Annotated in this window: 14 protein-coding genes; 6 read left to right on the top strand and 8 right to left on the bottom strand. The window is 50.4% G+C overall.

The genetic code is table 11. From position 1 onward, the window contains the following. Window positions 1-66: 66 nt before the first annotated feature. Window positions 67-657, bottom strand: a complete 591-nt coding sequence (locus SYNC_RS14440) for a hypothetical protein (RefSeq protein WP_148201912.1) — start codon at window positions 655-657, stop codon at window positions 67-69. A gap of 945 nt (window positions 658-1,602) precedes the next feature. On the opposite strand from SYNC_RS14440, the gene SYNC_RS12365 reads away from it, so the two are divergent. Next, window positions 1,603-2,436: a mechanosensitive ion channel family protein gene (locus SYNC_RS12365; RefSeq protein ID WP_083756079.1), complete on the top strand. Its 834-nt coding sequence runs from the start codon at window positions 1,603-1,605 to the stop codon at window positions 2,434-2,436. 171 nt (window positions 2,437-2,607) lie between these two features. On the opposite strand, the gene SYNC_RS12360 is transcribed toward SYNC_RS12365, so the two are convergent. From SYNC_RS12360 to SYNC_RS12345, 4 genes are all read right to left on the bottom strand, one after another. Beyond that, window positions 2,608-3,504 (bottom strand): oxygenase MpaB family protein, encoded by an 897-nt coding sequence (locus tag SYNC_RS12360; protein ID WP_011620576.1) that lies wholly within the window; start codon window positions 3,502-3,504, stop codon window positions 2,608-2,610. Window positions 3,505-3,588: 84 nt separating this feature from the next. Continuing rightward, the gene (locus tag SYNC_RS12355) at window positions 3,589-3,846 is read right to left on the bottom strand and encodes a nuclear transport factor 2 family protein (protein WP_011620575.1); all 258 of its coding nucleotides are present in this window, start codon (window positions 3,844-3,846) and stop codon (window positions 3,589-3,591) included. A gap of 333 nt (window positions 3,847-4,179) precedes the next feature. Continuing rightward, window positions 4,180-4,737, bottom strand: a complete 558-nt coding sequence (locus tag SYNC_RS12350; protein WP_011620574.1) for a DUF4334 domain-containing protein — start codon at window positions 4,735-4,737, stop codon at window positions 4,180-4,182. Between the two features lie 121 nt (window positions 4,738-4,858). Further along, a complete protein-coding gene (locus tag SYNC_RS12345; RefSeq protein ID WP_011620573.1) occupies window positions 4,859-6,727 on the bottom strand; it encodes a vanadium-dependent bromoperoxidase 2 in 1,869 nt (622 codons plus the stop codon). Between the two features lie 248 nt (window positions 6,728-6,975). On the opposite strand from SYNC_RS12345, the gene SYNC_RS13600 reads away from it, so the two are divergent. Beyond that, complete coding sequence (locus tag SYNC_RS13600; RefSeq protein ID WP_049750365.1) at window positions 6,976-7,716, top strand: lysozyme inhibitor LprI family protein; 741 nt, start codon at window positions 6,976-6,978, stop codon at window positions 7,714-7,716. Window positions 7,717-7,854: 138 nt separating this feature from the next. Here SYNC_RS13600 and SYNC_RS12330 read toward each other — a convergent pair whose 3' ends face one another. Next, entirely contained in the window at window positions 7,855-9,270 is a 1,416-nt protein-coding gene (locus SYNC_RS12330) for an Asp-tRNA(Asn)/Glu-tRNA(Gln) amidotransferase GatCAB subunit A (protein ID WP_011620571.1), read from the bottom strand. A gap of 233 nt (window positions 9,271-9,503) precedes the next feature. Further along, window positions 9,504-10,388 carry an oxaloacetate decarboxylase gene (locus SYNC_RS12325; protein ID WP_011620570.1) on the bottom strand — a complete coding sequence of 295 codons (885 nt, stop codon included), beginning with the start codon at window positions 10,386-10,388 and terminating at the stop codon, window positions 9,504-9,506. A 168-nt stretch (window positions 10,389-10,556) separates the two neighbouring features. Between SYNC_RS12325 and SYNC_RS12320 the strand changes: the two genes are divergently transcribed. Beyond that, on the top strand, window positions 10,557-12,173 hold the full coding sequence (locus SYNC_RS12320; RefSeq protein ID WP_011620569.1) for a hypothetical protein: 1,617 nt from the start codon (window positions 10,557-10,559) through the stop codon (window positions 12,171-12,173). A 326-nt stretch (window positions 12,174-12,499) separates the two neighbouring features. Here the strand turns inward: SYNC_RS12320 and SYNC_RS12310 are convergent, their stop codons facing one another. Further along, complete coding sequence (locus SYNC_RS12310; protein ID WP_237699228.1) at window positions 12,500-12,880, bottom strand: hypothetical protein; 381 nt, start codon at window positions 12,878-12,880, stop codon at window positions 12,500-12,502. A gap of 418 nt (window positions 12,881-13,298) precedes the next feature. Here SYNC_RS12310 and SYNC_RS12305 point away from each other — a divergent pair, with 418 nt between their 5' ends. From SYNC_RS12305 to SYNC_RS13595, 3 genes are read left to right on the top strand one after another with little or no spacing between them, the layout of a single operon-like run. Next, a complete protein-coding gene (locus tag SYNC_RS12305) occupies window positions 13,299-13,967 on the top strand; it encodes a hypothetical protein (RefSeq protein ID WP_237699227.1) in 669 nt (222 codons plus the stop codon). 1 nt (window position 13,968) lies between these two features. Further along, complete coding sequence (locus SYNC_RS14435; protein WP_011620566.1) at window positions 13,969-15,144, top strand: hypothetical protein; 1,176 nt, start codon at window positions 13,969-13,971, stop codon at window positions 15,142-15,144. 4 nt (window positions 15,145-15,148) lie between these two features. Continuing rightward, the gene (locus tag SYNC_RS13595; RefSeq protein WP_011620565.1) at window positions 15,149-17,059 is read left to right on the top strand and encodes a peroxidase; all 1,911 of its coding nucleotides are present in this window, start codon (window positions 15,149-15,151) and stop codon (window positions 17,057-17,059) included. The last annotated feature ends 3 nt before the right edge of the window (window positions 17,060-17,062 follow it).

The raw sequence follows: 17,062 nt of genomic DNA, 5'->3' as shown, positions 1-17,062 counted from the left end.
ACTTATTCAGTGTTGCGACCTCTAATTGCAACATCACGACCATCGTCGTTTTTCATTTGCACATCCTCATTCGTTGCGCTCAGGGTTGGGTTGGCAAGCAATCGTGTTTTGGTTGCTGATGTTTTCCAGTTTTAGAGTTCCATCGACCCCTTGAAGACGATTCATCACCTTCCAGCGTCCACCGAGCGTATCTTCATAGATTTGATTTTGCGCGGGCGCTATGGGCCTGTAGGTCATTTTCGGCCCGTCGGACCACTTGATCTTGATCAGCGTGCCGTCGCGAATCGTAGCCAGCTTGAGTGCTTCACTATTGAAGCTGCAGAGCATGGATTGTGCTTTGCGAATCCATGTGTCAACTTTTTGATTATCAGATAGCAGTGTGATTTCGTCATCTATCAGATTCACCTGTCCAACAATCTTTTCTGAATCACTTGATTGATATTGAAAGGTTGTGTCATTGTTCCATGTCCCTATTTGGCTGAGGCAGCTTGCCTGACTTTTCGCGTCTTGTGGGTTGGTGCATGCTTCGATGTTGAAGGTATTGTTGTTATTTCCTGTATAGGAAATGCTGATCCAGGGTCTGGATGTGTCGCTGCTCTGCCAATAGCCCACGATGTTGTCATCGCGATTGATTGGTGTGCATTCAATCGTTTTCAACTCAGGATGAGTGCTTCGGTATTGAGAGGATTGCTCCCCATTCAGATCCCTCCATCCTTCATTACCTTTGTAGTTCAGATAAAGCCAGGCTTTGTCCTGGTAAAAGTTCATCCATGGGCTGTTCTCTGACGGTTGGTCGGGAGTGAAGAAACGCATGCTTCCTCCATTTTCCGTTCCATTCCAGGTTTTTGATCCGATGGTGATCGAAGTCTTCATTGTGTCTCCTTGGGTCCAAGTGCTGTATTGCACCGTTCCAATCTCTCCACATTGAAGGGTGCTGATATTTTTTTGAGGTGCGGGAAGACTTTGATATTGGCTGCAAGCGCTCATGAGCAACCCTGCAGCGATCATTGTTAGGTGGCGCATTGCTTTCGTCTATCTGATTGTATTTTGAGTCGCTAATACGGTTGATGCCATCAGTGGCAACTCTTTGAATGTTGAAAAGTTATCATTCTTTATAGGCTTGGGTTTTAATGGGGCTAGCTGGTTGCTGTCGAGTCATGTGCTGGGATGAGTTTCTAAGAATTTATTCTTCGATTTGCATGCATTTAATTGTTTTTGTCGGTTATTATTTTCTGGCTGGTTGTGGATCAGGCGGTTTTGCGTTGATGAGAATTTCCTTAGAAAGCGATTAAAGTTTGCTTTGTGCGATGGCCGAATCGATCTGCGGGCGCTAAATTTTGCATGAGATGTAGGTGTTAGAACTAGTATTTAATAGTAATATCTGTGACATTGATGGCCATTTAGGCTTGTTAGAATCTGTTTGCTTTTCTTTCGTGAGCGTTTCCTTGGTTTCTTTTTTGTGCCATCTATTGGTGCGAGTTTCTGTTGAAGTGACCCGTCGATTCTGAATGCTGAGATTTTGTGAATTTGCTGCTAATTGGCTGACATCAATGTATCGACTTGTCATTCTTGTGATGCAGTGATTCAAAGGTTCTGAATCTCATGGGGGTGTTCCCTTCGATTTTTTTGGTGTTTAGCGTTGAGGCCGTCTCGGCGTTGATTGTTCCTTTTCTTTTTAAGCTTGTTGGTGCGGCTGCTCTTTGGATCGTTGGCGGTTGGCTGATTGGCTTGGCTCTCCGACTTCTAAGACGGTTCTTTAGGCAGGGCACTCTTGATTCAACACTGGTTAATTACCTTTTAAGCATCATTGGTGTGTTGCTTAGGGTTGTTCTTATTGTTGCCATTCTCGGCTTCTTTGGCGTAGAAACCACTAGTTTCGCTGCTCTGCTCGCTGGTGCTGGTATTGCGATCGGTGCAGCTTGGAGTGGAATGCTTGGCAACTTCGCTGCTGGTGTATTCCTGCAGCTGTTCAGGCCGATCTCTGTAGGTGACTACATCGATGGCGGTGGGGTTGAAGGCACAGTGAATGAGGTGGGTATGTTCGTGACCTCGATTACCTCTATCGACAATGTTGTGAATATTGTTGGCAACGCCAAGCTTTTTGGTGACACAATCAAGAATTACTCGGCAACGCCTTATCGCCGTGTTGATCTTGTTGCTCAACTCGATAACAGCGCTGATGTTGCCAGGGCGATCACTTTGCTGAAGGAAGGGATTAAGAAAGTTCCTAATCAAGCCAGTGAAATTGATGCCGAAGTAGAGGTTCTTGAATTCAGTGAGAGGGGGCCACGTTTAGCTGTCCGTCCTTACACACACACCAGTCACTACTGGCAAGTCTATTTTGATGCCAATCGCATGATTGTTGAAGTTCTAGGTCAGGCAGGGTTCCCCGTGCCCCGCATCCCTGTGGCGATGCAAAAAACCTCTTTGAACTGATCTTCTTTGCCCTTGTTCATGACCCTTGGGAAAGGGGCTATTAGCTGTTTAGCACCCATTGAGTAGTCGGCTTTACCCATGCCAAGTTCAATTCTGCGGGCTGCAAGCCCGCAGAATTAATTTGAAATGGATCCTTCCCAAAAATTTAGTACGCAAGTAGAGCAGTCGCTCTCAGTTATCAGGATTGTGGGTGTTATTCAGTCGAGGCAAGAGTGATGGAGGACCAATCTGCTCCAGGGTGAATTGTCGGCCATAACTGCAGGTTGGTCGTTCCGAGAAAAAGCGTCTTCGCTTGGGAGCCCAGAAACGTCGAACTGTGCAGAGGATGAAGCTGCGGCAGTGCAGCACTACGCGCAAAGCTTGGGTCTGCCAGTCCGGAGCGGACGGCCAGTTGAGACTGCTGAGCGTTTCTGGTTCCAACAAACACCTCATGATGGAACGTAACCATCGGTGGAACGGTGCGGGCCAAGGGGCCAGCAGCATGGCGACCGTGGCGTCTGCAACAAGCTGGTTGCTTTCGGCGCAGGCAAATAGTTCGAGATTTGTGCGCTGATTGAGCTCCATCAGTTCACGCAAACTGCGTGGGCGTTGCTCAAGATTCATCAGGCCTCCAACATGATCCCAGAACAAGAACAAAGCCTCTTGCTCAAGGGGTTGGAGAGCTCTCCAGCCGTAGCTTTCGATCCAGCGAATCGGTTCGGCTACGAAACCGGAGAGCACGTAGGCGTAATCCTCCTGGCGAATGGTGTAGGTGGAGTGAATCCGATTGAGCCGCTGGATGATGGCCCGGCCCTCAGGGGTATCAGGGCCCAGCCGAACCAGTTCTGCGACGATCAAGGCTGTGTCGTCGTAGCGCTTGCGGGGTCGTTGTTCAAATTCACCGGTCTGGTGAAGTAAGCCTGAAATCGAGGGTAGACAGAAGGTTTTGAGCAAGGCCAGCTCCAGTGCCCGGTTCATGTCCCATGGGAAAAGCAATCCCACCAGATCGCGACATCGCTCCAGGACGACTGGATCCAAATTCCGCTCCGTCTGTTCACCGGTGGCTGGTTCTGATCCAGAACTCTTCATGGATGTGTTGCTCGCTTCAGGGTTGTTGTGCGTTTTTAACTCTTGGGCTTCCAGGCTGAGAACCAGGGAGCAAACGCTCAGATCTCAATATTTGATGTAAGCAGCTGCCAAAGCGGCAGTGTCCTCAAAAATCCGATAGTGAGATATTTTTCCATCGCTGAGAATGCAATACAGGGCCCATTCGGATTGAAAAAGCCGACCAGTTCGTTTCACGCGGTGCTGCATGGTGCCGTATCCAAACGCTATTTGGTTGTTGCCGAGCGTCGACCGAACTTCAAATGCTTCCGTGTGAAACAAATCGCGGAGCGTTGCAAAAAAACTTCCGAGCGTCATCATGGCCATGAACTTTGCCGTAGATGGGAACGCTTGATCGCGCCGTCAATATCGCCATCGACGACGCGCTCAAAAAGCGGTCAATGATTGTGTCATAGATTCATAAGATTCCATCTGATTGGACTTAATCTGTTTCGGATAATGCTCCGCTTTCGACGAATTGCGTCGTACGCATTAGCCACTTTTTTAGTTTATTTATGAACCCTGCGTACCGTTTTTCCGCCCTCTTGACTTTGCTTGCAATTACTTCGTTAGGATGAATAATAACTTGTGTTTTTGTAGATCTATAATGATCGAGTTTTTCTAAAAGAGAGCTGACTCTGGAGTTGACACAGTGGCTTGTCAGGGCCTTGCGTTTTCAAGGAATTGTTCGCTCCCTTGCTCACGATGAAGGATGAAGAAGAACGGCAACTTCATTCCTTTCAGATCCATAACGCCGAATACGGAATCCTGATCAATTTTGCGAAACACGTCGTTAATCGGCAGCTGGTCGTAAATCATGGTCGCGCTCGACTTGCCCCGATAGGTTGTCATGCGCAACCGAGCCCTGGACCGGGATGTTTTGAGAAAAGGCAGAAGTGCTTGGAAGATACGACCCACCACGGCTGACTTTGGCATGGGCAGATTCAACGCCGAACCCATCAAGCCGGGGTTGACATTGGCAACGCCTCCGCGAAGTGTTGAAAACACCAACGGATGAACATCTTCGATACTTTCAAAGCATTTTCCATACCAGTGATAGGTCTCAAGAAGGCCATCCATTGGGTGGTTGGTATGAAAGCCTTCGCCCTTCCAATTGCCAAGCATGAAATCAACATCCACGGGCTCAAGTAAATCGAACAACTCGAAAGCGTCTTTTGTCGTAGTAGGGCCTGCCTTCAATCTTTCGCGTACGTTCATTGCAATGTGAGCTCGGTTGTTGTGTGTGGACTATTGCGAAAAATCAGCGGACGCGCCTTTAGCGCGTGCCGCTGAATGGCTGTGTTAGTAGGAATCCTTCGCGATTCTCATAGCGCAAGAACTATCGCTGACCGATGCGACGCACATCACCATCGAATGTGGGCACGCTGAGTACGAAGGGATCCGTTTTGTAGCAGAGAGCCTGCTCTTCGAGGATGCCTATGGCTATTTCCTCGCCCATACGAAGGCTGTCGTAGTAGTCCGAGAAATAATGCACGCCCGCCATATTGCGACCAATCGAGATGTTCGCAGCCAGCTTGTTGAGTTCACCTTCCAGCGTCAGGGGACAGCAAGATTGGTTTGTTTTTCCATCTGGCTTGAATGTGGCGTACTTCCCCTCAATTAAGTGGAAGGAACCACATCGTTCGAACTCCAGCCTCTTGCCGCAGTCGGTCTCCTGGTAGGCCCCGGCTTCAACAGAATCACCACACTTAAGGCGAGCCAAGATGTGCTGCTTGCTGTGGAAACCAGCTACATCGTTGATCTTGACGAAGAGTGCTGAGGTGTTGAAAAAGGCTTTGAGAATGGTCACACATGCGCCGGCAACGGTGGCGTGTCCGGCGCCATAGGCAGGGTGCATCGGCGAACCTTCCGCGAAAGCCATCGGCAGCAGAGCCGTGGCTTCCCCCGCAAGCGACTGATTGTGATTGCGAATTAAATCGACGACTTGTTGGAGGTCGCTGGCCATCTCGCTGAAACAACCGCAGATCGTGGGGAAGCGGGATTCGATCTCCTGCGCTTTTTCAATCCGTGCAGCCAGGGCCTCAGGGCGAAGGCGCAGATGGTTATTGAACTTTTGGTAGCGCACGGCCTTGAGACCACGCGTTGCCACCTCCGTTACCAGGCTGAGCACATGGGGGCCGCCCCAGAGTGCAAAGCCACCAGCATTCAAGGGCACTTTCTGCCCACCGGCAGGGTCATGGAGCAGGCCTTCGCCTCCACCTGAGAGCAGATCGAACCCAGGATCAAACGCGGTGCCGTTGCCTAGCAACAGCAGGCAGGCATTGAGATAGGCCTGATACAGCGCATCCACATGGACGTAGGTCGCTAGATCACGAGGTGTATGGATAAATCGCCGCTGGCCGGTGAAGGCCTGCCCCGGCCCCGAAGACTTGCAGGGATCGAAACGATCCGCTCGGACTTCATAGCCCTGCTGAACTCGGTGCCAGTCATCCCACTTCATCATGTAGTCGTCTTGCTGCCTCGCCTCCAGCACACGCTGGTCAATCCTCTGGGCACCGAAGTTGATGAAGCCTTGCTCTGGCGTGATGCCCTCGCTCGGACTGGCATTGCCGATGAGCATGAATTGCGAGAGATAGGGGCCTTGATCAACTCCCGGACTGGAACCACGAAAGACCGTCTGCGCGTCGAGTTGATTGCTGCTGTTGGTGGTACGCGGCCGTCTGTTGAAGCCGTCTTGGGCATAGGCAAGACTGTTGAGGCGAGCGGTCGAATCAGCTAGTGCTGCTGAGCCACCGCCCGCAACAAAGGCGTTGAAGGGCAGATCACGCAACAGCGCCAGTTCGTAAACCTCAGCCATTTCAAAGGTCAGTTCGTCACTGCAGAGAGCAGGAGCGGGTGGAATGGTGACGGCCTGCGGATCAGGTCCCTGCAGTTCGTAGACCGTGCCAGCAGTCGGGGCCTCCCATTTACGGCGGGGCTCAGCACGCGGAACCGCTACATGCCGGGTGAAGTCCTCGGCAAAGCCATTGTCAATGGCGGAACGGAACGCCTCAAAGTCTCCTGACTGCTCAATCAAGCCAGTGGTTGTGTTGTGATCAAGCCCCTTGGTGAAGCTCATCGCGTAATTCGCGGATTCGTAGCGCTGTTCGTCGCCATTGGCTTGATGGCGCGGGTGAATGCGACCGGCAGCTAAAGCATTGGCATCTTCTCGGACGCGTTGAGCCGTGAGTTTGCGTTGATCTGTCATTTTCAAAAATACAAATGGATGATTTCAGCGGAGTTCATGCTCCGATTCATTCACCATTGCCGGATTCAACTGATCACTCGATGATCTGAATCAGCGGAGATTGTGATCTTGCTCACAGAGCCGATGGCTCCCAAAACTCAGCCTGGAATCCATAGGCTCTGGGGCCAAAAGCCTGATGTCAATCGTTGCTTGACCAGTGCCGTAAAGCCTTATTAATAGACAATGATAATCAACTTCTCTGAAAACCCATGATTCAAATCGCACTTTGGATGAAAGTCTTGCTAAGCCTATTTGAACCTTTTGGTGCACCGGAAGCTAGCGCTAAGAGCTTTGCGCCAAGCTTTGATTGTAGCCGTGCACATTATCCAGATGAAATCACAATTTGCAGTGACCGCAAGTTGTCTGAGCTTGATCAAATAGTCTCGCGCGGTTATAGCCAAATCAAGGGAGAAAGGCGATCCATCGCGCAAGATTTTCTTTTATCGTCCTTGCGTGCTCGCCATGCTTGCGGGAGTAATAAGCTCTGCATTCTTGACACTCAGACTCAGGTTATTGACGGACTTAGTGAGTTTGGAGCACATGTTTCTAATCCGCCATGGATTGGTGCGTTCAGGCTTTCTCTTATCGAAAACGGTAAGACACCCATGGTGAGTGGCGTGCCTGAGAGAGTCGGGACTTGCTCTCGAACCAAGATCAAAGCAATCGGTACACGGTTTCATGACCGACCGATGGTCATCCCGCCTAAGGATTACACGCAAGACGAAGGAACAACCATTCAATATGCCAATGGAGGCGTTCAAGTCTCATATGAATTTAACTCCGATGTGGCGGCATCACGAATTGGTGATCAAGTTGTTTTCTGCCTGGTATCTATTCCCCAAAATTGCCCGCCTGGTGATGATCGCGGCAAGGTCTACTCAGCAACAAATCTCCGTAATCAAAGGTCTTGGATCATGCCAGCAACCCAGCACTCGTGCGGGGGGGCGTAATTACTGTAATCGCGATAGTTGAGCTTCTTCCCGTACCTCTGAGGGTCGCAAATAAGCCGCACACGCAGGTGCGCGCGAGTAGGCCGCTTGTGTCGGCGTTATGCCGCTGTTGATGTTGCCAATGCGCCTCAACCATGGCTACACCGGAGCACGTCGCTTGTGCCAGTCGGTGACTTGCTCATACGCACGTGCGAGCTTCAAGACGCTTGTGTCCGCCCCACTCGGCCCGGAGATCTGCAAGCCGATGGGGAGCCCCGCGCTCGTGAAGCCGCACTGCACAGATATGGTCGGCCACCCCAGGAGATTGAAGGGTGCGGTATTTCGTATGGTTCGGGTTCCGAGAGTCATCGACGTCTCGACATCCTTGCCGACCTCGGCCAGCAGAGGAGGCGGAATAGGTGTGGTCGGTGTGACAATCACATCGACTGACTTGAACGCCTCGCCAGAGGTTCGACGGATAAGCTCCACTTCCTGCCGTCCGCGGACGTACGAAGCAGTGTTCACCGCGGCATCAGCGCGTAACCGCCTCAAGGTCTCAGGCTGGTAAAGCTCAGGGCTCTTCTGGACAAACGCCTCGTGGTACGCGTACGCCTCCCCGGCTCTCACCGTTGCCCGCAGGTCGAGCAAGGCTTGTGCGGTTCCCGGCAACACCACATCACTGAGGCTCGCCGCGAGCCGCTTGAGCACCCGAAGCGCCTCGGTGACCGCCTGGTCGATCTCAGGATCGAGGTCCTCAAAGAAGAACGCTCGAGCAACGCCGACGCGAAGAGGCGACGCCTTGTCGAGAAGGGCGGCACCGTAGTCAGGAATCGGCATCGACCGGCCGCCGATATCGGCATGATCGTTTCCGGCTATGGCTTGGAGCAGCAGGGCCGAATCGGTGACAGTGCGAGCGAGCGGGCCGACGTGATCGAAGGTCCAGGACAACGGAATCACCCCACGCGCGCTCACAAGGCCATAGGTCGGTTTCAACCCGACGATCCCGCAATAGGCTGCCGGTTGCCTGATCGAAGCCGCGGTATCGGATCCAAGCGCTGCAAAACACAGGCCAGCAGCGACAGCGACGGCCGACCCGCCAGATGATCCCCCTGAAATTCGGGTGGCGTCCCACGGGTTCCGGACAGCGCCGAAGTAGCTCCCAGCGGATGTGGCGCCGTACGCGAACTCTTGCATGTTCGTCTTGCCCAGGAGCACGGCACCGGCATCCTTCAATTTCTTCACGACCTCTGCGTCCTCCTTAGGAACCCGATCCTTGAAGAGCGCACTTGCCGCGGTCGTTCGCACATCGGCGGTGTCGAACAAGTCTTTCAATGCGATAGGAATTCCGTGGAGCGGTCCGCGCCAGTGGCCTCGCTGAATTTCCGCTTCAGCGGTTCGTGCGCTTGCCAAGGCGGACTCGGCGGATACGGTGATGAACGCATTCAGCAAGGGATTCAATCTTTCGATCCTGCTGAGACATGCGTGCGTTAGGTCGACAGGTGAGAGACGTTTACTCCGAAGCTGCTCCGAAGCGTCTTGCAGCGTCAGTGTGGTTAGTTCTTCTCCCTTACTCATGTTCGCTCGAATCCGTCGATCCGAACGCCAGAGACCCAACTACCCCCGCAAGAGCCAGAGCAATGAAGGACCTCCGCGGAGGCTCCGCCGGCTCTTTGGATAGGTCTGGTCTGGAATCGGTCATGGAAGCCCTGAGATAGTGATGATGTTGAGTTGGGCATAACAGTGTTTCGGCGGTCCGTAGAAGTTTTCACAAAGAAGATTTTTAACGCGTAAGCGAGCCATCTACTTCTTCAGGCTGGATCAGCTCTCTCCAGGTAGCAGTCAAACCCCACCAGTGTTTTCATCTCCTCAAAGCTGAGCATCTGCTCGGGAGTTTTGCCTGATTGGAGATCAACCAGTGCCTGCCGCATCGCGAAGGCGGCCGATGAGAGCAGGGTGAGTGGGTAGGCCGCCAGTGCAAAGCCCATTGCCCCCAGACGCTCGGTCGACAACAACGGTGTGATGCCTCCTTCCAGCATGTTCGCCATGCGTTTCCCTGATACTTCGTCGCAGAATCTGAGCATTTCCTGCTCGTTCCGGGGTGCCTCTAGAAACAGCACATCTGCACCAAGCTCAGCAAAGGTCTTCAAGCGCCAGAGCGCTTCCTCCAGGGCGGCCTCATCACCGTGGCTGGTTGCCAGCGCCGATCGCGCATCGGTGCGCGCCACGATCACCAGATCGGCGCCCTGGTTGCGGGCATCAACGGCTGCCTGAATCCTGGCGATCGCCGACTCTCGATCGACGACAGCTTTCACTCCGGTGTGGCCGCAGCGCTTGGGAGCCACCTGATCTTCCAGCATGATTCCGGCAAAGCCCGCTTTTGCAAACTGGTGCATCGTGCGCTGCACATTGGCGGCATTGCCGTGGCCGGTGTCGCCATCACCGATCACCGGAATCGATACGGCATCGCAGATCGAGCGACCCTGATCGAGCATCTCCGTCACCGTGAGCAGGCCCGTGTCCGGCAGGCCGGCGCGGGCTGCCGCCACGGAGAAGCCACTCATGAAAGTGAGCGCACAACCGGCCTGCTCCACCAGCCGTGCTGACAAGGCATCAAAACAGCAGGGCATCAGATGGCAGGTGTCCTGCTCCAGCAAGGTGTGGAGCTGCTCAGCTGATCCTGCTCTTTGGGGCACGGTGTGCGATCAATCGTGGTTCTGGCTCACCATCTTCAACGATCAGCGCCTGATCGATCGTTCAGGCCAGCAACGCTGCTGATGAATTGGAAGGAAGCGGTTCGATTCGGGCGCTGATTGATCGGAGATGGCTACCTCAGGGGAGACCAGCGTGCAGAGCCATTCACCATGACAATCACCACGCGGCAACCTGAACTCGCCCTTCTCAAATACCAGCCTTTCCCCTCAGCGCAGAACCCTTGCTTCAGCCACATGCTGGTTTGCAGCACCGCACCCCTGGAGGCTGAGAGGCCCTTTCGCTTGGCTCTGACGCAACCCGATTTTCGAGCGGATTTTGACAACAACGCCCAGAACTTCGCGCAGCTGCGCACTCATCTCTTCGATTACTTCCAACGGCAGCAGAGCAACGGCAAGTCTCAGCGTGTGCGCGTGGTGGTTCGCATCCACGGCTACAACGTTCCCTTGAAGAGTGTGAGGGAGGAATACAAGCAGGCGGAACGCAAGTTCAGAGACGACGCCTGTCGGCTCACTGAATCACCACCTGATGATTATGTGTTGTTTTTGCACTACGCCTGGCCGTCCGAGCGGATTGGTGCCGGAGGCCCCTTGCGCTGGATCCGTGCCATGCCGATGGGCCTTTGGTTGCTGTTCGCGCTCGGCAGCCTGCTCGCGTTCTTGGCTGCAGGTTGGCTCGCAGCCATCGGTCAATTGTGTCTGGGGATCGGAATCACACTGATGCTGCTGCGCATGGTCACGTACTTCCGCGACCGTGAACGCGCCAGCACGTTTGGTGTGTTCGATGCCGTTGAGATGGTTAGAGCTCTCCACCACCTGGTCAAGGAGGTCATCCCCGATCGCAGCTATTTGTCTGATCTTCAGAGCGGTAAGGAGCCGCGGATCAGCCTCAGTTTCCTGGGCCACAGCATGGGCACGTTCCTGACAACCATGCTCATCCGTGTTCTCACCAATGTCTTCGATCCCGAAGCGGATTCTCACCTCTGGTCGGCTAATACCCAGTCAGGTCCCTTTGGTGGTCCAAGCTGCCCGCCGTCCTTCGATGAGCAAGCGAACGAACGACAGCGAGAACAGCTCGCGCAGATTGGCGATCTGTTCAGCCTTGATCGTCTGATCCTCGTTGCTGCCGACATTCCTGTCTGGACAATCACCACAGGACGGTCCAATTACCTGCGCAGTTGCTTGCGCCGTTTTCGCCAGACATTTTTGTTCGTCAATGATGCAGATATGGTGTTGCGGCTCGCCTCAACCCTGGCCAATTACTTCGTGTTTCCCTCGGGCACGCGCATTGGTGGCTATCGCCTCGGCAATCTGAGCATCAAAGGGCGTACACGATTGCAGGGTTACGGCAAGCGTGTCGGCGACCTGAGTGAGCTTGAACTCCATGGCGCGTTGCGGACGCAAAGCCTCTGTGATGAGAGCACATTCCGCTGTCAGCGATGGATCGGCTACCCGCTCAATGTGATCGACTGCACCGACTACGACGATGGCGGGCGCTATCTCAGTGTGTTCACGGCTCGCAATGCCGCGCAGAGGTTTTTCAACTACACCGCCACGCTCATGGCGATGCTCGCTGGGTCGTTGAAACTCAGCAAGATCGATGGCCATGGTGGTTATTTTCAGGGCAAGTTCTGCATGAATCTCCTCTACGAGTTGGCTCTTTATGGAGATAGCAATTCAGAACAGCCACTCGTCGGTACAGACGACAAGCTGCGTCAACATCAGATCAGCTGGATCGCGATTCCAAGCCATCAGCCTGGATTCGATTAAGGGGGGCTGCCTTGTCGAGTTGTCCATGCCGTTGATGATTCCACCGTTGCATAGGTCTTCGATGTACGTCACCTGCGTTCACGTCCACTTGAAATCCGAACGGATTGGGGAGTTTCCTCAGACCTCCATCCTCAATCAAGAGGAATCCATACAGAAACCTGGCAATCAATGCTTTGACATCTCAGCCGGGTGCAAATTGTTCAAGTGATATCGATCCAGTCGTTAGTTTTTCTATCAGAAATTAGTCCCTATGCATGCGTTTGTTTAATTTGAGATTCTTGGCAACTTATACGCTACTCGCCGGTCGCATGGGCAAGAAATAATATTTAACCAGCTTCGCTTGGCTGATAGTTTGCGTTTGGCCAGGCTTTATTTATCTCTTCTGCTTGTTGCTCTGCGTTAAATGACTCCCAAAGAATCCCGTTAACATCCTTTGATGCTGTAAAAGCTTTTGCATTTGAATCTTCAAAGCCAAGATGCCTTAGCTCGCCTGGATTGCAGCTAGCGTCTTGCCTTATTGATAAATTGATTTGCTCTGTTCTCCATAATGCATATTCATCTGGAACAACAATGCTTTGCTCTACGCCCAGCCTTTCTGTGTAATCTCTTACACTTTTTTCTATTTCATTGGTGGCGATCGCTAGGTGAATAACTTTCATTTGAATGCTTTCTGAACAATTGAACGATTGATTGGAGGTTTCCGGCAACGACCTCCGAGCAGATTCAGAATTTTTTGTGGTGCATGCTACGTAGGCTTGGACGTCCAAATCTTAGTCATGGATCACGGGCCTGATAGCCAGAAATCAATAAGAGCACAAAGATGTAAATCGTGCTCCATGGCATCTATTCGTTACTTGGAACGGACATTCGCCTTCCCAGCACAGAGATCGCATCATCCTTGTCGCTAGTCAATTTAGGACTGTAAATGCATTCAAAAACTTGATTGTCTATTGAGGCAAGGTCCTCTGCAATGTTGATAAAACTACGTCTTAACAGTACGTCGACTGATTTGCTATATGTGCTTCACCAGGTTTTAAGTCTATTCTCAGCAAATATTAATCTTGTAGTTTTAATGAGCAAATGTTGTGTTTTTCTCGGTGTTCCTTAAATTCCATTTAAGGACTCTTGCTTGTTGGCATGCCATTAGGCGACATCGTTGGTAAATCATCTGCCTTGACGGTCGTTACCCCGCTGTGGTGTTCTTGGATTAACCGTTTTTTGTTTGCTTTATATCGATCCCTTCCTGCTCAGTTTTTCCCGCTGGTGAATCTTCAAATGATCCATTTTGCAAGATGGGTGATTTTGCCGAAGGATCGATGGCCCGGGTGCTCCGAAAAGTTTAAAACGCGTTATTCGTACCTTTTGTTTGCCTCAAATTTCAATGGGACCTGGGATGTCTATTTGGATGAGTTTTCGGATGTGATCTCATTGGGGATGGACACCATGTGGTATCGCAGTATTGGCTATCCAAAGTCGATCCCAAGCAGCCCATTCAAATCTTACATCGACGACAATTCAATAGAGTGTTCTTACTATTACAACGCCCTTCCGGGATATTCGCTGCGAGATGTTGCTAGTGCCTTGAGAGTACGCAAGGCAATTAATTATTTAGAGGAGCAGCTGTCTGACATTAATACAGATCAAGATAAGACTGATGCAACGAAGGATGATTTGTTTTTTCAACACTTTCAGTCTGTCATGGCGAATTTGGCCAATCATTTCCCTTCCACCGGTAAGCCACCTCCGCACTCACTCGACAACTCTCTAACTCAATTTTCAACGGAGAGTCTTTAATATGCCGAGCCATGAGGCAGGGTTTTATCAGTTGACGGCATTGTTGCCGATCAAGTCTGGTCTATATACTAGTTTGCCATGCCAAGAGAATGTTTCTGGCCCGTGTGATGGTACTCAATCGTATGCTCATCACCTTAAAGCCTATTTGAATCAACTATCTGATTCGTTCCTGAAAAATATTGATCCTCAGCTGTCAGAATTGTATAAGTTGCATTTATTTGATCATACGCGCTGTACACATTTTGCCAGATTCGTTGTTGTTGATCAGCTCTTCTACAATGGTCGCCGCAGGAATGACTCCCTGATTGATTTTTTTAGGGTTTTGCTTGGAAATAAGGATCTTCTCTCAAAAAAAGACAGAATCGACAAACTTGAGTCGCCCTATCTCCTAATAGCTATTGATTTCGATTGTCATCCCAGTTCGACGTCGTGTGTCCAAGACTATTTATCTGAGTTATGGCCCTACGCGAGCTATGAGTTGACTAAAATTTTTCATCATTGTGAGGGATTTTCTCTTCCATCTCCTCCTCAAAATCAGAAGACTTTGGAGTCATATCCTCAGTATTGGCATGCTTATCACACGGTAGAGCGATTGCTCCTGTCTCATGAAGTTGAGACGACATATCCATTTTCTGCCTACTTTTGGGTTGCCGACAAAGTGCAACGTTGGAACCCATCAACAGATCAAGTATCACCTTCTGAATTTAAAAATCGATGGGCTCTGATCATTATAGGAATTTTGCCCTTCATTTTAGTTGTTATGGCTCTTCTCATGCTGGCTATTTGTTTAGGAAGTTTGTTCTTGAATCTTTTATATGACACAGCATTATCGCAAGTGAATCTGAGTGATGTTTACCAAGCATTGAATCAATGGTGGCTCATAGGTTTTGGCGGGCTCTCTGTCGCATCCTTGGTTTTATTTATGTTTGCATGGCGTTATTTTATCAAGAGTGCAAATATGCCTCTGCCTCAAATTGATGGTGTTGATTTAAAGTCAATTGCAAAATCATTGTATCTTCAAGGAAAGCTTCTTGAAATGTATGGCGATTGGCAGGAAAGCGATCGGTTTGATAAGGGCAGAATTCGCCAGCGCTTTTCAAGTTTTTTAGACGACCACAAGCCTTCCGATATTCACTCCCCTTCCTTGCAACCTGGCAAATATTTTTCTATCCGTTAACGCCATGACACTAATTTTTGATCGTCTTGATATCCAGGGAAATATCTTGCTCCCCTATGGTCGATCTTCCTACCCTGTTGCACGTCACTTCATTTTTAATGTTCGTGATCAAGACGAAGCTCGAAAATTTCTGAGTTGGATTCAGCCTCAAATCACGACAGCTCAATTTTTCCCGTCAAAGCGATCTGATCAAATGCAGATTCCTGCGGATCAGCTGAGAAAGGATATTCCAGAGGTTCTGCTTAATATTGCTTTTACTGCATCTGGCCTTAATGCTCTAGGAGTTCCCAATTCAGTGCTTCGTCAATTCCCAGATGCTTTCTTAGATGGAATGTGGGAAAGAGCTGAAATGTTGAATGATAATCGACTCGATTGGAATAACGCCTGGAAAGATAGTGAGCACGATAAAATTACTCATATAATGATCAGCTTGCGTGTTGCATTTAATTCTTGTTTGAAAGAGGTCTGTCTGCGTAGTGGTGATTCCTTCTCGAAGTCTGATTATCACTCTCAAGAGACTTTTAAGTTAGCCCGATCCATGATGATTGAAAATCTGGATCAAGTGTCCAGGCACTTACTGGAACAGGCTGAACGGCACAGTTTGGTTGCTTTGACAGGACACTCCAGTGCTGATCCTGAATCGAAATGGCTTGAGTGTGAATCATTGTGCCACTCGCGACTCCAGGATCTTGCAATTGCCGGCATCAGTGAAGATCAGTATTTAGCTGATTTAGATAACCAAAAGAAGCGCCGGCATGTTGCATCATCAGCAGATCTTACAGATTTGCGATATAGCGAATATGAACACTTTGGATTCTTTGATGGAATTGGAGATCCTGTTTTTAATGGTCAATACCCAGCTTCTTTTCAAGCTGAGATGGCACAAGGGCAAGGTCATCTTTCTTGTGGTCAGTGGAGACCAATCGCCCCAGGAGAATTCCTCTTGGGTTATCCCAATGAAGCTCAGGAAACCACGTGCCATCCAATGCCCTATACCTTCAGCAGAAATGGAACATTCATGGCTGTTCGTAAATTAGAGCAGAATGTCACCGCGTTTCATAACGCCTTGCTGAATCAGACTCCATTGATGGAGCATTGGCTTGATCAGGTTGAATGCTCTACATCTTCTAAGCAGCCTTCCACTACTTATCAATTCACCAAAGCGTTAAAAATTCTTCGTGCGAAACTTGTTGGGCGTTGGGATGATGGCACGCCTTTAGTGCATGCTCCAACGTATGAACTATGGCTGAGCTTTCGAGAACGTCTTCTGACATTGGCAGGCGAGGCTAGAAAGGGTGGACCTGCTGCAAAAGAAGCTTGGAAACAATTCAAAACTAAATTTACTCGCTTTACCTTTGAGTCTGATGATACAAAAGGCAGAAGGTGCCCATTTGCCTCACATATACGTCGGAGTAATCCTCGAGATAGTGGTGATCCTTCAGTGCGCAATGATTCTGATCCGTCAGAAACATCTCAAGCAAGCTCTCTGCTTGTGAATCGACGACGGATATTAAGGCGTGGTATGACCTATGGACCACCTTCGGAGCTGAAGCACGAGAATCCCATTGATCATGATCAATCCACTCCAGCTGATTCAGAACGAGGTACTTTTTTTGTCGCTATTTGTGCAGATCTTGCAAGACAGTTTGAGTTTATGCAGCAGCAGTGGTTGAACTATGGATCTGATTTCAATTTAGGTAATGACATCTGTCCTATCGCTGGAGCACTCCATCCTTCTGATGTGAGTGACAGGAATAGTACAAAAGTGATGATCTCGTCTGAACGGCCAGATGGTTCATGCTCGCTTCCTTTTGTTGCCAGAACTTCACCACAGCCAGTTGTGTGTAGAGGTGGAGCTTATTTCTTTGTACCGAGCCTTTCAGCGATCCGCTTGTTAGCTGAGAACCGTTTCTGATGT

This window comes from Synechococcus sp. CC9311 (assembly GCF_000014585.1).
GTDB lineage: Bacteria > Cyanobacteriota > Cyanobacteriia > PCC-6307 > Cyanobiaceae > Synechococcus_C.
This window is presented reverse-complemented; position numbering and strand designations above follow the sequence as displayed.

Coding starts and splice junctions, on each gene's coding strand:
- SYNC_RS12365 (WP_083756079.1), top strand. CDS start 1,603: ATGGGGGTGTTCCCTTCGATTTTTTTGGTGTTTAGCGTTGAGGCCGTC.
- SYNC_RS12360 (WP_011620576.1), bottom strand. CDS start 3,504: ATGAAGAGTTCTGGATCAGAACCAGCCACCGGTGAACAGACGGAGCGG.
- SYNC_RS12355 (WP_011620575.1), bottom strand. CDS start 3,846: ATGGCCATGATGACGCTCGGAAGTTTTTTTGCAACGCTCCGCGATTTG.
- SYNC_RS12350 (WP_011620574.1), bottom strand. CDS start 4,737: ATGAACGTACGCGAAAGATTGAAGGCAGGCCCTACTACGACAAAAGAC.
- SYNC_RS12345 (WP_011620573.1), bottom strand. CDS start 6,727: ATGACAGATCAACGCAAACTCACGGCTCAACGCGTCCGAGAAGATGCC.
- SYNC_RS13600 (WP_049750365.1), top strand. CDS start 6,976: ATGATTCAAATCGCACTTTGGATGAAAGTCTTGCTAAGCCTATTTGAA.
- SYNC_RS12330 (WP_011620571.1), bottom strand. CDS start 9,270: ATGAGTAAGGGAGAAGAACTAACCACACTGACGCTGCAAGACGCTTCG.
- SYNC_RS12320 (WP_011620569.1), top strand. CDS start 10,557: ATGACAATCACCACGCGGCAACCTGAACTCGCCCTTCTCAAATACCAG.
- SYNC_RS14435 (WP_011620566.1), top strand. CDS start 13,969: ATGCCGAGCCATGAGGCAGGGTTTTATCAGTTGACGGCATTGTTGCCG.
- SYNC_RS13595 (WP_011620565.1), top strand. CDS start 15,149: ATGACACTAATTTTTGATCGTCTTGATATCCAGGGAAATATCTTGCTC.